Origin of the sequence: Falsigemmobacter intermedius (assembly GCF_004054105.1) — a bacterium.
In the GTDB taxonomy this organism is placed as follows: Bacteria; Pseudomonadota; Alphaproteobacteria; order Rhodobacterales; family Rhodobacteraceae; genus Wagnerdoeblera; species Wagnerdoeblera intermedia.
In genome coordinates this window covers 12,289-25,600 of the sequence record NZ_SBLC01000012.1, presented here as the reverse complement: position 1 = coordinate 25,600, position 13,312 = coordinate 12,289, and the positions used below count along the sequence as shown (strand labels likewise).

Annotated in this window: 13 protein-coding genes; 9 read left to right on the top strand and 4 right to left on the bottom strand. The window is 63.2% G+C overall.

Annotated features, from left to right (window positions below):
• The first annotated feature begins 457 nt into the window (after positions 1-457).
• The 3 genes from EP867_RS10080 (at position 458) to EP867_RS10070 (ending at position 3,171) form a co-directional block, all read left to right on the top strand.
• A complete protein-coding gene (locus EP867_RS10080) occupies positions 458-2,056 on the top strand; it encodes a peptide chain release factor 3 (protein WP_128488759.1) in 1,599 nt (532 codons plus the stop codon).
• Positions 2,053-2,529, top strand: a complete 477-nt coding sequence (locus tag EP867_RS10075) for a DUF6869 domain-containing protein (protein ID WP_128488757.1) — start codon at positions 2,053-2,055, stop codon at positions 2,527-2,529. The genes EP867_RS10080 and EP867_RS10075 overlap by 4 nt, the downstream gene beginning before the upstream one ends.
• 183 nt (positions 2,530-2,712) lie before the next feature.
• Positions 2,713-3,171 (top strand): hypothetical protein, encoded by a 459-nt coding sequence (locus EP867_RS10070; RefSeq protein ID WP_128488755.1) that lies wholly within the window; start codon positions 2,713-2,715, stop codon positions 3,169-3,171.
• A gap of 146 nt (positions 3,172-3,317) precedes the next feature.
• On the opposite strand, the gene EP867_RS10065 is transcribed toward EP867_RS10070, so the two are convergent.
• From EP867_RS10065 to EP867_RS10055, 3 genes are all read right to left on the bottom strand, one after another.
• Positions 3,318-4,688 carry a class II 3-deoxy-7-phosphoheptulonate synthase gene (locus tag EP867_RS10065; protein ID WP_128488753.1) on the bottom strand — a complete coding sequence of 457 codons (1,371 nt, stop codon included), beginning with the start codon at positions 4,686-4,688 and terminating at the stop codon, positions 3,318-3,320.
• 86 nt (positions 4,689-4,774) lie between these two features.
• A complete protein-coding gene (locus tag EP867_RS10060) occupies positions 4,775-5,875 on the bottom strand; it encodes a PQQ-dependent sugar dehydrogenase (protein ID WP_128488751.1) in 1,101 nt (366 codons plus the stop codon).
• Positions 5,876-5,896: 21 nt separating this feature from the next.
• Positions 5,897-6,271 carry a DUF805 domain-containing protein gene (locus EP867_RS10055; RefSeq protein ID WP_128488749.1) on the bottom strand — a complete coding sequence of 125 codons (375 nt, stop codon included), beginning with the start codon at positions 6,269-6,271 and terminating at the stop codon, positions 5,897-5,899.
• Positions 6,272-6,582: 311 nt separating this feature from the next.
• On the opposite strand from EP867_RS10055, the gene EP867_RS10050 reads away from it, so the two are divergent.
• From EP867_RS10050 to EP867_RS10030, 5 genes are all read left to right on the top strand, one after another.
• On the top strand, positions 6,583-7,770 hold the full coding sequence (locus tag EP867_RS10050; protein WP_128488747.1) for an ABC transporter substrate-binding protein: 1,188 nt from the start codon (positions 6,583-6,585) through the stop codon (positions 7,768-7,770).
• A gap of 106 nt (positions 7,771-7,876) precedes the next feature.
• The gene (locus tag EP867_RS10045; protein ID WP_128488745.1) at positions 7,877-8,668 is read left to right on the top strand and encodes an ABC transporter ATP-binding protein; all 792 of its coding nucleotides are present in this window, start codon (positions 7,877-7,879) and stop codon (positions 8,666-8,668) included.
• On the top strand, positions 8,661-9,371 hold the full coding sequence (locus EP867_RS10040) for an ABC transporter ATP-binding protein (protein WP_128488743.1): 711 nt from the start codon (positions 8,661-8,663) through the stop codon (positions 9,369-9,371). Before EP867_RS10045 ends, EP867_RS10040 begins: the two co-directional genes overlap by 8 nt.
• A 74-nt stretch (positions 9,372-9,445) precedes the next feature.
• On the top strand, positions 9,446-10,456 hold the full coding sequence (locus EP867_RS10035) for a branched-chain amino acid ABC transporter permease (RefSeq protein ID WP_128488741.1): 1,011 nt from the start codon (positions 9,446-9,448) through the stop codon (positions 10,454-10,456).
• The gene (locus tag EP867_RS10030) at positions 10,453-11,763 is read left to right on the top strand and encodes a branched-chain amino acid ABC transporter permease (protein WP_128488739.1); all 1,311 of its coding nucleotides are present in this window, start codon (positions 10,453-10,455) and stop codon (positions 11,761-11,763) included. The genes EP867_RS10035 and EP867_RS10030 overlap by 4 nt, the downstream gene beginning before the upstream one ends.
• 121 nt (positions 11,764-11,884) lie before the next feature.
• On the opposite strand, the gene infC is transcribed toward EP867_RS10030, so the two are convergent.
• Complete coding sequence (gene infC / locus EP867_RS10025; protein ID WP_322099010.1) at positions 11,885-12,652, bottom strand: translation initiation factor IF-3; 768 nt, start codon at positions 12,650-12,652, stop codon at positions 11,885-11,887.
• Here infC and EP867_RS10020 point away from each other — a divergent pair.
• Positions 12,639-13,301: a hypothetical protein gene (locus EP867_RS10020; RefSeq protein ID WP_128488737.1), complete on the top strand. Its 663-nt coding sequence runs from the start codon at positions 12,639-12,641 to the stop codon at positions 13,299-13,301. The genes infC and EP867_RS10020 overlap by 14 nt on opposite strands.
• Positions 13,302-13,312: the final 11 nt, after the last annotated feature.

Here is a 13,312-nt window from a genome sequence, read left to right as displayed (position 1 = left end):
CCCTGAGTTGAAAAATTCGCACAGGTTTTTTCCGGCGAAGCGGAGCCGTTCGGCGGATGGGGGGTTAATCGTCCGGAACCCGACAGGACGGACGCCCCCACTGATGACCTTTCTGACACTGCTTACCCTCGGCATGCTGTTTTCGGTCATGTCCCTCCTGCCGCGCCCCGCACAACATGCCCCTGTTGTTGCAATGCGAAATGTAAGGTTCTGAAGCTTCGACCGTTCGTCAGCCCCCCTGACACGGTCGGATTGCGGATCGTCGCCACAGCCGGTCGCCCCCCGGCTGATCCCCCTCTGCGGCGCGATCTGACACCGGCGGACCCGCTGCCTCTCCTCCCGGGCAGCGGGTCTGTTGGTTTAAAGCATGCGGCATGCCCTCGCCTCTCTCTTTTGCCGCGCAATGCCCCCGGCGACCCCATAGACGCGGCGCTTTGAAAGCGGTAGAACGCGCGCCATGCTGGACAATGCCCCCAAACTTCCGCCCGAAATCGCCCGCCGCCGGACCTTCGCGATCATCGCGCACCCCGACGCCGGGAAAACCACGCTGACTGAAAAGTTCCTGCTGTTCGGGGGCGCCATTCAGATGGCCGGTCAGGTCCGCGCCAAAGGCGAGGCCCGCCGCACGCGCTCAGACTTTCTGAAGATGGAACAGGACCGCGGGATCTCGGTCTCGGCCTCGGCCATGTCTTTTGAATATAAAGAGTTCCGCTTCAACCTGGTCGACACTCCCGGCCACAGCGACTTCTCGGAAGACACCTACCGCACCCTGACGGCAGTGGATGCGGCGATCATGGTGATCGACGGCGCGAAGGGCGTGGAAAGCCAGACCCGCAAGCTCTTTGAGGTCTGCCGTCTGCGCGATCTGCCGATCCTGACCTTCTGTAACAAGATGGACCGCGAGAGCCGCGATACCTTTGATATCATCGATGAGATCCAGGAAAACCTGGCCATCGACGTGGCCCCCGCCTCCTGGCCGATCGGCTCGGGCAAAGATTTTCTCGGCGCCTATGACCTGCTGAACGACCGCCTTGAGATCATGGACCGGGCCGACCGCAACAAAGTGGCCGAGTCGGTGCAGATCAAAGGCCTCGACGACCCGAAGCTCGAAGAGCATATCCCCGCCGACCAGCTGGCCAAGCTGCGCGAAGAGATCGAGATGGCGCGCGAGCTGCTGCCCGCTTTTGATCGCGCCAGCTTCCTCAACGGATCCATGACCCCGATCTGGTTCGGCTCGGCGATCAACTCGTTCGGCGTGAAAGAACTGATGGACGGCATCGGCACCTATGGCCCCGAGCCGCAGCCGCAAAAGGCAGCGGAACGCCCGGTGGATGCAGGTGAGCCCAAGGTCACCGGTTTTGTCTTCAAGGTCCAGGCCAATATGGATCCGAAACACCGCGACCGCGTGGCCTTCGTCCGCCTCGCTTCGGGCCATTTTGAGCGCGGCATGAAGATGCTCCACGTGCGCTCAAAAAAGCCGATGGCCGTCACCAACCCCGTGCTCTTCCTGGCCGCTGACCGCGAACTCGCCGATGAAGCTTACGCGGGCGATATCATCGGCATCCCCAACCACGGCCAGCTGCGCATCGGCGATGCGCTGACCGAAGGCGAGACCCTGCGCTTCACCGGCATCCCGAGCTTTGCGCCGGAACTGCTGCAATCGGTCCGCGCAACGGACCCGATGAAGGCCAAACATCTCGAGAAAGCGCTGATGCAATTCGCCGAAGAGGGCGCCGCCAAGGTCTTCAAACCGATGATCGGCTCGGGCTTTATCGTCGGCGTCGTGGGGGCCCTGCAGTTCGAGGTGCTGGCAAGCCGCATCGAGCTGGAATACGGCATCCCCGTGCGCTTTGAAGGCTCAGCCTTCAGCTCGGCCCGCTGGATTTCCGGCGATGAGGCCGAGATCGAGAAACTGGTAAACGTCAACAAGCAGCATATCGGCACCGATAATGACGGCGATCTGGTCTTCCTGACCCGCCTGCAATGGGACATCGACCGGGTGGTGCGTGACTATCCGGGCGTAAAACTCACCGCCACCAAGGAACTGATGGTATGAGCAGTGTGATCCCCAGAACTCTGGTTGCCACCGTTCTGGGGGTCGCGCCCGAAGCGCTGCCGCCGGGCGATCTGCCCGTCGGGCGCCTTGCCGCAAGGCTGCTCACCTTCCTCAGCGAAAGCTTCGCCTCTGAGGGCGCGAGCCCCCATCCGGAGGCCTGGACCTTCGCCCTCTATGGCACCCTCGTCAGCGATCACCCGGAACTGGCCCTGGCCACGCTCCTTGAGATGACGGCTCAGATCACCCGGTTCGAGGAGGCAGAACTGATCGCCTCCGGCCCGCTCGATGAATTTCTCAACGCCGGATCCGCCCCGGCCCTGCTGCCCCGGATTGAGGCTGCGGCACAGGCCAGCCCGCGCTTTGCCTTCCTGCTCTCCGGCGTCAGCCCCGAAGGCTCCGCCGGCACCCCCTTCTGGAAGGCGATCCGCGCCCTTGGCGCGGCCGCACCCGAGCCCGACGACCTTGAGGGCTGAAAGCCCCTTCCCCCACCACATCGCGCCGGACGGCAGCTTCGCCTTTGAAGGCCCCGGCCGGTTTTAACCGGCAACCGTGGCATCCTGCATGATGCGCAGGGCCGGGCGAGCACCGCCCGCTGGCGCCATAAGGCCTGGATCAGCTGCACCCTGAAGCTGCGGGCCGACCGCCCGAAGCTGCAGTTGACCGCCCCCCGCCATTATACCCCGCTTTTCTTTGCCGATGAAGCCCTGGCCCTCGCCGCAGGACACCGCCCCTGCGCATTCTGCCGCCGGGAGGCCTGGCGCGATTTTCAAAGGGCCTGGGTCACGGCCACCGGCCTCTCCCAGCGCGCCCCGGAGATCGACAAGGCGTTGCACCGCGCCCGCCTCGACCGGGACCGCCGCCCTGCCACGCATATCGCTGACTGCGCCAGCCTTCCCGACCACAGCTTCATCCGCACGACAAAGGCTCCCGGCCGGCTTGAGGGCGCGGCCTTTCTGCCGCTGACGGCCCGGGGCTACGCTCCCGCTCTGCCGCGCCCGGAGGGTCCGGTCACCGTCCTCACCCCCCTCCCCCTCCTGCAGGTCCTGCGCGCGGGCTACCACCCCGCCCTCACCCGCGATCAGGACCGCGCCTCCTGGCCCGACAGCCGCGGCTGAAGCCCTCCGGCGCCCTTTGGCTTTTTCCAAATACTCATCTTCCCGCCCTCAGCCGGGAACCCCGGCCAGAGGCTCAATCCCTTCGAAGAGAAAACCCCCGGCACCATCAGCGCCGGGGGTCTCAAATCTCAACCGTTTAAAAGCGCTCAGCCCGCAACAGCCCGCAGACGCTCACGCTGCGCCGAAAGCTCTTCTGCCACCAGGAAGGCCAGCTCCAGCGACTGCGAGGCATTGAGCCGCGGATCGCAGGCCGTGTGATAACGATCCGAGAGATCCTCATCACTCACAGCGCGCAGGCCTCCGGTGCATTCCGTGACATCCTGACCGGTCATCTCAAAATGCACACCACCGGGGATCGAGCCTTCGGCGTTATGCACGGCGAAGAACTCCCGCACTTCGCGCAGCACGGAATCAAACGGACGGGTCTTATAGCCGCTCGCCGCTTTGATCGTATTGCCGTGCATCGGGTCACAGGACCAGACGACATTGGCGCCTTCTTCCTGAACCGCCCGCACCAGGCGCGGCAGGTGATCCCCCACCTTGCCCGCACCAAAACGCGCGATCAGCGTCAGACGACCCGGCTCATTCTCGGGGTTCAGCAGTCTGAGCAGCTTTTTCAGATCATCCGTGCTCATCGAGGGGCCGCATTTCAGCCCGATCGGGTTCTGCACACCGCGGCAGAAATTCACATGCGCGCCGTCAACCTGACGGGTGCGGTCGCCGATCCAGATCATATGGCCCGACCCCGCCACCGGCAGGCCGGTAGTCGAATCGATCCGGCAGAGCGCTTCTTCATATTCCAGCAGCAGCGCCTCGTGGCTGGTGTAGAAGTCCACCGTCGAGAGCTGATGCACATTGCCGCCGTCCACACCGGCAGCGCGCATGAAATCAAGCGCATCAGAAATACGGTCCGAGAGCGCCTTATAGCGCTCAACCTTGTCGTATTCGGCAAAACCCAGCGTCCAGGAATGAACCCGGTGGATATCGGCATAACCGCCCATCGAAAAGGCGCGCAGAAGGTTCAGCGAGGCCGCGGCCTGGGTATAGGCCTGCAGCATCCGGTTCGGATCCGGACGGCGCGACTCCTCGGTCGCGTCGAACCCATTGATGATATCCCCGCGGTAGCTGGGGTATTCCACGCCGCCGATCACCTCGGTCGGGGCCGAGCGGGGCTTGGCGAACTGTCCGGCCATGCGGCCGATCTTGATGACCGGGACCTTGGCGCCAAAGGTCAGAACCACCGCCATCTGCAACAGCACCTTATAGGTGTCGCGGATGTTATCAGCCGAAAATTCCGAGAAGCTTTCGGCGCAGTCGCCGCCCTGCAACAGGAAGGCGCGTCCCGCACCCGCTTCCGCCAGCTGTTTCTTCAGCTTCCGCGCTTCCCCTGCAAAAACCAGGGGGGGAAACTTTGCCAGCTGAGCCTCAACCGCGTGCAGCGCATCCTGATCCGGATAATCCGGCATCTGGATCCGCGGCATGTTGCGCCAGTCAGATTTGTTCCAGCCCAGGGTCATGGGGTCTCTCCGTAAACGGCAGTTAATACATCGGATATAGGACGCAGACCTGCATCGCGCTACCCGTAATTGGCTTCAGCGATGATTCAGCCGGGTTTGGCCTTCGGGCTGAGGCGGTAAAGCGCGCCCTGGCCCACCGACAAAAACCACAGACTGCCATCGGGGGCCTCGCGCAGATCGCGCACCCGCGCGGTCTGGGGCGCCCGCAACACCTCCCGGGCGAAGCCCGCGGCGGGGTCGATCCGCACGATATGGTCATCCTTGAGGCTTCCTGCCAGCAGGCTGCCCGTCCAGCCCGCAAAGCCCTCTCCCTTCAGCACCACGAGGCCTGAGGGCGCGACGGAAGGATCCCAATAGAGCGCGGGCTGCTCCATCCCCTCCGCGCGAGGCCCGATGCCGATCGCCGCGCCGTTGTAATTGCGGCCATAGCTGATGACCGGCCAGCCATAATTGGCGCCAGGCCTGATCAGATTGATCTCATCGCCGCCGCGCGCACCATGTTCACTGACCCAGAGCCGCCCCTGCGCATCCAGGGCCGCGCCCTGGATATTGCGATGTCCCAGACTGAAGACCCCGGCAGGCAGACCCGGTGCAAGCTCCAGCGGCTGGCCCTCCCGCGAAAGCGCCATGACCTTGCCATGGGAGATCTCCGGATCCTGCGCCTCGGTGCCGCCCGGCCCGGTCCCGCGATCGCCAAGACCGATCAGCAGATGTCCCTGCGGACTTTCCACCATCCGCGCCCCGAAATGGCGTACGCCCGGGGCGCTGTCCCCCGACCAGAGCGCTTTGAACCCGCTCAGCGCCGGTCCCCCCGGCTCAAGACGGCCGCGGCCGAGGGTGGTGGCCGATCCCCCGGGTGTTTTGGCGGCATAGAGCACATAGATTTCCCGGCTGCGGGCGAAATCTTTGGGAATCAGCAGATCGAGAAGTCCGCCCTGCCCGCCCTGCGCCGTCTCAGGCACACCCCCGAGCGCGCTCAGCCGCCCCTCTGCCAGCCGCAGGAGCCGCCCGCCCCGCTCAGTGATCAGCCCGCCCTCACCTTCGGGCAGAAAGCCGAAGGCCCAGGGCTCAGTCAGGCCATCGGTGATGCGCTCAATGCTCAGCTCCCCCGCCGAGGAGGGCAGCGCCCGCGCCAGGGGGGCGGTTGCAACCACCGCAAGACAGGCAAAAGCCAAAAGACGCAGCATCACCGAAGATCCCTTCTACCGTCAGAGTTTCGCCAGCGGCGGCACCGGCTTACCGAAGGCATTTTTCTTTGGATCAGAGGGCTTAGCCAGCCAGGCGACCAGCAGGAGTGCCCCGAAGACCGGCACCAGAACCACCAGCTGCCACCAGCCCGAACGCCCGGTGTCATGAAGCCGCCGCGCCCCGGTTGAGGCAAGCGGCGCCACGGTCAGAAGCGCCCAGACATCGGCCATGCCAAAGCGGTAATCCCCGCCCTGAAAGGCCACATCCAGCCCGATCAGCGCTGCGGCCACCAGAACGCAGAAAAGGAGAAACCACCAGTATTCCCCCCGCCCCGCGCGTCCCTGATACTCCGCGATCCCGTTCAGAGCCCGCGCCGTGGCCTTCACAATCTTCATTCCCGTCCTCCTCGCCCATGCTCCGGGGACGCGCCCCTGCCGCTTTCTGCTGCAGATAAAAGGTTAATACTTCTTCGATCTTTGACGCAAACACCGATGCAGGCGGCTGCCGTAACGCGGGGGCTATCCAGAGGGGTTTTTGTCAGTTAGCAATTTCGTCAGGGCCTTTTTTCTGCCCCTTCGGCGTCAGCCGGATCCTGACCGTGCCGTCGCAGTGTTGCGCGACGGGGCGTTTAATGGCTGTCAGGGCCGGAGCGGGCACAAGATCCGCAAATCAGGGGGGCAAAGCCCTCCGAAACAGGGAGAATGTTATGAAAAGACTGCTGCTTGCCACCACCGCCGTCTTCGCTCTGGGCACGGCTGCCCAGGCGGGTGAGGTGATTCCGATGGGCATTTCGATCGGCTATACCGGCCCGCTGGAATCCATGGCGCCGGGCATGACCGCTGCGGCGGAAATGGCCTTCAAAGAGGTGAGCGATTCCGGCCTGCTGCTCGACGGCTCGACCATCACCACGCATAAAGCCGATACCACCTGCATCGACGCCGCCGCAGCCACCGCCGCCATGGAGCGGATCGTGACCTCGGACAAAGTGCGCGGCATCGTCGGCGGCATGTGCTCGGGCGAGACCACGGCCACGCTGCAAAACGTCGCCATGCCGAACGGCGTTGTGATGATCGCGCCCTCGGCCACCTCGCCGGCGCTTTCGACCATTGAGGCCAATGACCTTTTCTACCGCACCTCGCCTTCGGACGCGCGTCAGGGCGTTGTGATGGCCGAAGTGCTGCAGGAGCGCGGCTTTAAAACCGTCGCCGTGACCTATACCAACAACGACTACGGCAAGGGTCTGGCAGATGCCTTCCAGGCCGCCTTTGAAGCCATCGGCGGTAAGGTCACCATCAACGCCCCCCACGAAGACGGCAAAGCCGACTACAGCGCGGAAGTCGGTGCTCTGGCGGCAGCGGGCGGCGATCTGCTGGTGCTGGCGGGCTATGTCGACCAGGGCGGCTCGGGGATCATTCGCGGCTCGCTCGATTCGGGTGCTTTTGATAAATTCCTCTTCCCCGATGGCATGGTCGGCACCCCGCTGGAGACCAACTTCGGCACCCAGATCGACGGCTCTTTCGGCACCAACCCTGCCTCGGAAGGCGAAGGCCGCGATAAGTTCATGGAACTGGCCAAAGCCGCAGGCTTTGACGGCAACTCGGCATTCGCTGCTGAAAGCTATGACGCCGCAGCCCTGATGATGCTGGCCATGGCGAAAGCCAAATCCAGTGATCCGGCGGTCTACAAGAAAGAGATCCTCAATATCGCCAATGGCGAAGGCGAGAAAATCTATCCCGGCGAGCTGGCCAAGGCGCTGGAAATCCTGAACAATGGTGGCACCGTTGATTATGAGGGCGCGACCTCGGTCACCTTCGTGAACGGCCGCGAAAGCGCTGGCAGCTACCGCGAAACCGAGATGAAAGACGGCAAACTCACCGTGGTGAAATACCGCTGATCTGAGCGGACTGCCTGCGGAACAGACCGCGGGCAGTCCCTTCTCAAAGACCCAGAAGAAAACGCGGCCGGCCCTTTGCAGGCACGGCCCGCACGGGGAGCTGCAAATGATTGTCGTGGAGAATCTCCACCGACATTTCGGCGGATTTCACGCCGTTGACGGTGCATCACTGACCATCGAAACCGGATCCATCACCGGGCTGATCGGCCCGAACGGAGCCGGAAAAACCACCCTTTTCAACGTCATCGCCGGACGGCTGCCGCCCACCTCGGGTCGCGTCACCATGGCAGGCGAGGATATTTCAGGCCTGCCGCCGCATGTGCTGTTTCACAAAGGCCTGCTCAGAACCTTTCAGATCGCCCATGAATTCGGCTCGATGACGGTGCGCGAGAACCTGATGATGGTGCCGCCGGGCCAGTCCGGTGAGACGCTGTGGAACACCTGGTTCGGGCGCAAACGCATCGCCGGGGAAGAGCGGGCTTTGCGCGCAAAGGCCGATGAGGTGCTGGAATTTCTGACCATCTCGCATCTGGCGGACCAGAAAGCGAGCCAGATCTCGGGCGGGCAGAAAAAGCTGGTTGAGCTTGGCCGCACCATGATGGTCGACGCCAAAATCGTCTTTCTCGATGAAGTGGGCGCGGGCGTGAACCGCACGCTTCTCAACACCATCGGCGATGCCATCCTCCGGCTGAACCGCGAGCGCGGCTATACCTTCTGCGTCATTGAACATGACATGGATTTCATCGCCCGGCTCTGTAACCCGGTGATCGTGATGGCAGAGGGCAAGGTTCTCGCCCAGGGCACCGTCGATGAGGTCAAAAACGACGAGCGCGTGATCGAGGCCTATCTCGGCACGGGCCTGAAAAACAAAGTTAAAGATGAGGCCGCCCATGGCTGAACCCTTCCTGATCGGCGAAAATATGACCGGGGGGTATGGCGGCGCAGACATCCTGCACGGCTGCACCCTGGCGGTGGAGCGCGGCGAGATTGCCGTGATCGTCGGCCCCAATGGCGCGGGGAAATCCACCGCGATGAAGGCCGTTTTCGGCATGCTGAACCTGCGCGAAGGCGCGGTGCGCTTTGACGGAGAGGATATCACCCGCCTCAGCCCGCAGGACCGCGTGGTCAAGGGCATGGGCTTTGTGCCGCAGACCCATAACATCTTCACCTCGATGTCGGTCGAGGAGAACCTGGAGATGGGGGCCTTCATCCGGCGTGATGATTTCCGCGATACCATGGCGCAGGTTTATGATCTGTTTCCGATCCTGAAAGAAAAGCGCAACCAGCCCGCAGGAGAGCTGTCAGGTGGTCAGCGCCAGCAGGTCGCCGTGGGCCGCGCGCTGATGACCCGCCCGAAAGTCCTGATGCTCGATGAGCCGACGGCGGGCGTCTCGCCCATCGTGATGGATGAGCTTTTTGACCGCATCATCGAGATCGCCCGCACCGGCATCTCGATCCTGATGGTCGAGCAAAACGCCCGCCAGGCGCTGGAGATTGCCGATAAGGGTTATGTCCTTGTGCAGGGTGCCAATCGATTCACCGACACCGGCAAGGCCCTGATGGCCGATCCGGAGGTCCGCCGCTCCTTCCTGGGGGGCTGAGAGATGACGATGCTTTTCGCTCAGATCGCGGTGCTGCCGCCGGGTGTCGGTCACCTCTTCGGGGAGGTCCGCTGATGGATATTCTCAACGCCTTTGTGGCGCTTCTTAATTTCGTGGTGATCCCCGGAGCCACCTATGGCGCGCAGCTTGCGCTTGGGGCGCTTGGGGTGACGCTGGTCTATGGCATCCTGCGGTTCTCAAACTTTGCCCATGGCGACACCATGGCCTTCGGCACGGCGGCCACCATCCTGGTGACCTGGGGGCTGACGGCGGCGGGCATTACCTTCGGCCCGCTGCCCACGGCGCTGCTGGCGCTGCCCTTCGGGATCGCGGCCACCATCGCGCTTCTCCTCGGCACCGACCGGCTGGTCTACCGCTTCTACCGCCGCGTGAAAGCCGCGCCGGTGATCTTCGTCATGGTCTCGATGGGGGTGATGTTCGTGATGAACGGGCTCAACCGCTTCATCATCGGGGTTGGCGACATCAATTTCGTCGATGGCGAGCGGTTTCTGATCACCGCCAAAGGCTTTCGCGATGCCACCGGTCTGGCAGAGCCGCTGGCGCTGCGCATGACGCAGGTCATCACCCTGGTGACGGCGGCCATTGCGGTGGCGCTGCTCTTCTGGTTCCTGAACCGCACCCGCACCGGCAAATCCATGCGGGCGTTTTCGGACAACGAAGATCTCGCGCTATTGTCGGGCATCAACCCTGATCACGTGGTGCGCGTCACCTGGATGATCGTGGCGGCCCTGGCGACTACGGCCGGCGTGCTTTATGGCCTTGATAAAAGCTTTAAAGCCTTCACCTATTTCCAGCTTCTGCTGCCGATCTTTGCCTCGGCTGTGGTGGGCGGGCTTGGCAATCCGGTCGGCGCCATCGCGGGCGGTTTTGTGATCGCCTTCTCGGAAGTGACGGTGACCTATGCCTGGAAGAAGGTCGCCACCTATCTGCTGCCCGAGAGCCTGGCCCCTGAGGGGCTGATGCAGCTGATGGGGACGGATTACAAATTCGCCGTTTCCTTCGCCATTCTGGTGGTTGTTCTGCTGATCAGGCCGACCGGCATTTTCAAAGGAAAATCGGTATGAGCGCGCGTCTTCGTCCTGTCCTCCTTTTCGGCGCGGTGGCGCTGCTCTATCTGGCGACGGCTTATGTCTATGGCTGGAACCTGACGCTGGCCATCGTCAACATGGGGCTGATCGGGGCCATCATGGCCCTCGGTGTGAATATGCAGTGGGGTTATGCCGGGCTCTTCAACATCGGGATCATGGGCTTTGTGGCGCTTGGCGGTCTGGCCGCCGTTCTGGTCTCGATTCCCCCGGTGCCAGAGGCCTGGGCCGCCGGCGGCATGGGCATTCTGCTCGGGCTGCTGATCGGGGCTGCGACCATCGCCGGTGCGGTTCTGATGTGGAAAAAGCTGCCCCCCGGCAAGCTGCGCGGGTTGGTCATTGTGGCCTTTCTGATTGTCGGCTTCTGGCTTTACGGCAGGATTTTCAGCCCGGCGGTCAGCGCGGTTGAGGCGGTCAACCCCGCCGGGACCGGATTTCTTGGCGGCATGGGCCTTCCCGTCCTCTTTGCCTGGCCTGCGGGCGGGCTTCTTGCGGCAGGGGCTGCCTGGATCATCGGCAAAACTGCTCTCGGTCTGCGCTCGGATTATCTGGCGATCGCCACCCTCGGGATTTCAGAGATCATCATTGCGATCCTGAAAAATGAGGACTGGCTGAACCGCGGGGTTAAAAACGTCATCGGCATCCCGCGTCCCTGGCCCGTCCCCTATGAGGTGGAACTGCAGCAGGATCAGGGCTTTCTGGCCTGGGCTGCCGATTGGGGCGCAAGTGCTGCCACGGCATCAAGCATCATCGTGAAGCTCAGCTATGCGGGGCTGTTCCTGGCCGTGCTTCTTTTGCTGATCACCCTGGTAGAGCTGTCCTGGCGCAGCCCCTGGGGCCGCATGATGCGCGCGATCCGCGACAATGAGGTCTCAGCCGCGGCTATGGGCAAAGACGTCACCCGCCGCCATCTGCAGATCTTCGTGCTGGGCTCGGCGGTCGTCGGCGTGGCCGGTGCGATGATGACCACGCTCGATGGTCAGCTGACCCCGGGCAGCTATCAGCCTTTGCGCTTCACCTTCCTGATCTGGGTCATGGTGATCGTGGGGGGATCGGGCAACAACTGGGGCTCGCTGCTGGGCGGCATGCTGATCTGGTGGCTCTGGATCATGGTGGAGCCGATGGGGATCTGGCTGATGCAGATGATCACCGCAGGCATGGCCGATGGCTACTGGCTGAAGAAGCATCTGATCGACAGCGCCGCCCATATGCGGATGCTGACCATGGGGATCATTCTGCTGCTGGTGCTGAGGTTCAGCCCGCGCGGGCTACTGCCCGAGAAGTAAGAAAAGCGCGGGGGGCCGGTGTGAAACCGGCCCCCCGCCTGCCAGGAAAGGCTTCGCGCCGGACAGCAAAAAGCCCCGCCGGAGGATCCCGGCGGGGCTTTTCAAATCAAAGGATCAGGCCTTATTTCGGGCCGATCATCATGACCATCTGGCGGCCTTCGAGCTTGGGCATCGATTCCACTTTGCCGATCTCGGTGACTTCGCCGGCGACGCGGTTCAGCAGTTCCATACCGAGCTGCTGGTGCGCCATTTCCCGGCCACGGAAGCGCAGGGTGACTTTCACCTTGTCGCCGTCGGTCAGGAATTTGATAACCGAGCGCATTTTGACCTGGTAATCATGCTCATCCGTACCCGGACGGAACTTGATTTCCTTGATCTCAATGATCTTTTGCTTCTTACGGGCTTCGGCTTCGCGCTTCTGCTGTTCGAATTTGAACTTGCCGAAGTCCATAATCTTGCAGACCGGGGGCTCAGCGTTGGGCGAAATCTCTACCAGGTCAAGCCCGGCTTCTTCGGCCATTGCCAGAGCGCGAGCCGGCGTGACAACGCCCACATTCTCGCCATCCGCCCCGATGAGGCGAATCTCCGTTGCGCGGATACGTTCGTTTACGCGCGGCCCCGTTTCACGTTGCGGCGGGGCGTTATGAGGTCTGCGTGCTATGGTCTCTCTCCGTAAGCAGGGAAAACTTACGCGCAAAATAAGGCCAGAGGGTGTGACTTTCAACCCGCATTCTAAAGCCTGCCGGTGCCACAGGCGCAGAGCCGCCGCAAAACAGCGTGCAAAACGGATGTTTTGCGCATAATCAGCCAGAGCAATCCTCAGGCGACCCTCAGCCCGGGTCCGCCTGAAGACCACAGGATCATGAGGAGGTTTCATGAACAAGTCCATTTTCTTCGGCGCACTGCTCGTTCTGCTGGCAGGCGGCGGTTATTATCAGCTGGTTCACCTGCCCGCTCAGGAAACCGCCCGTCTTGAGGCCGAGCGTGCCGCTGCCGAAGCAAAAGCCGCTGAGGAAGCCCGCCTGAAAGCCGAGGCCGAAGCCGCTGAAGCCAAAGCCGCCGAAGAGGCCCGTGTGAAAGCCGAAGCCGAGGCTGCGGAAGCGAAAGCCGCTGAAGAAGCTGCCGCTGCGGCGGCCGCCGAAGCCGCCGCCCGCGAAGCTGCTGAAAAAGCCAAAGAAGCTGCAGGCGCTGCAGCTGATGCCGCAGCCGATGCGGCTGAGAAAGCTGCGGATGCGGCCGCCGAAGCCATGGGCGCGGTGAAAGACAGCCTCGCACCTGCCGCCAATGCCGCCGCCGAAGCTGCGGCCAATGCCGCCGATCAGGCTGCGGAAGCCGCAGGCGATGCCGCCGCCGCAGCCGGCGATGCCGCGCTTGATGCCGCCACCTTCACCGCTGACCGCGCGCTGGAGCTGATCGAAGCCTCTTCGCTGGATGCAGCAACCAAAGCGCAGTTGAAAGCCGCCGTTGAGACCACCCGCAATAACCCGGCCCTGGTCGGCCCGGTGCTGGAAAGCCTGCGCAACGCGCTCGGCCGCTGAGCGCTGCCGGA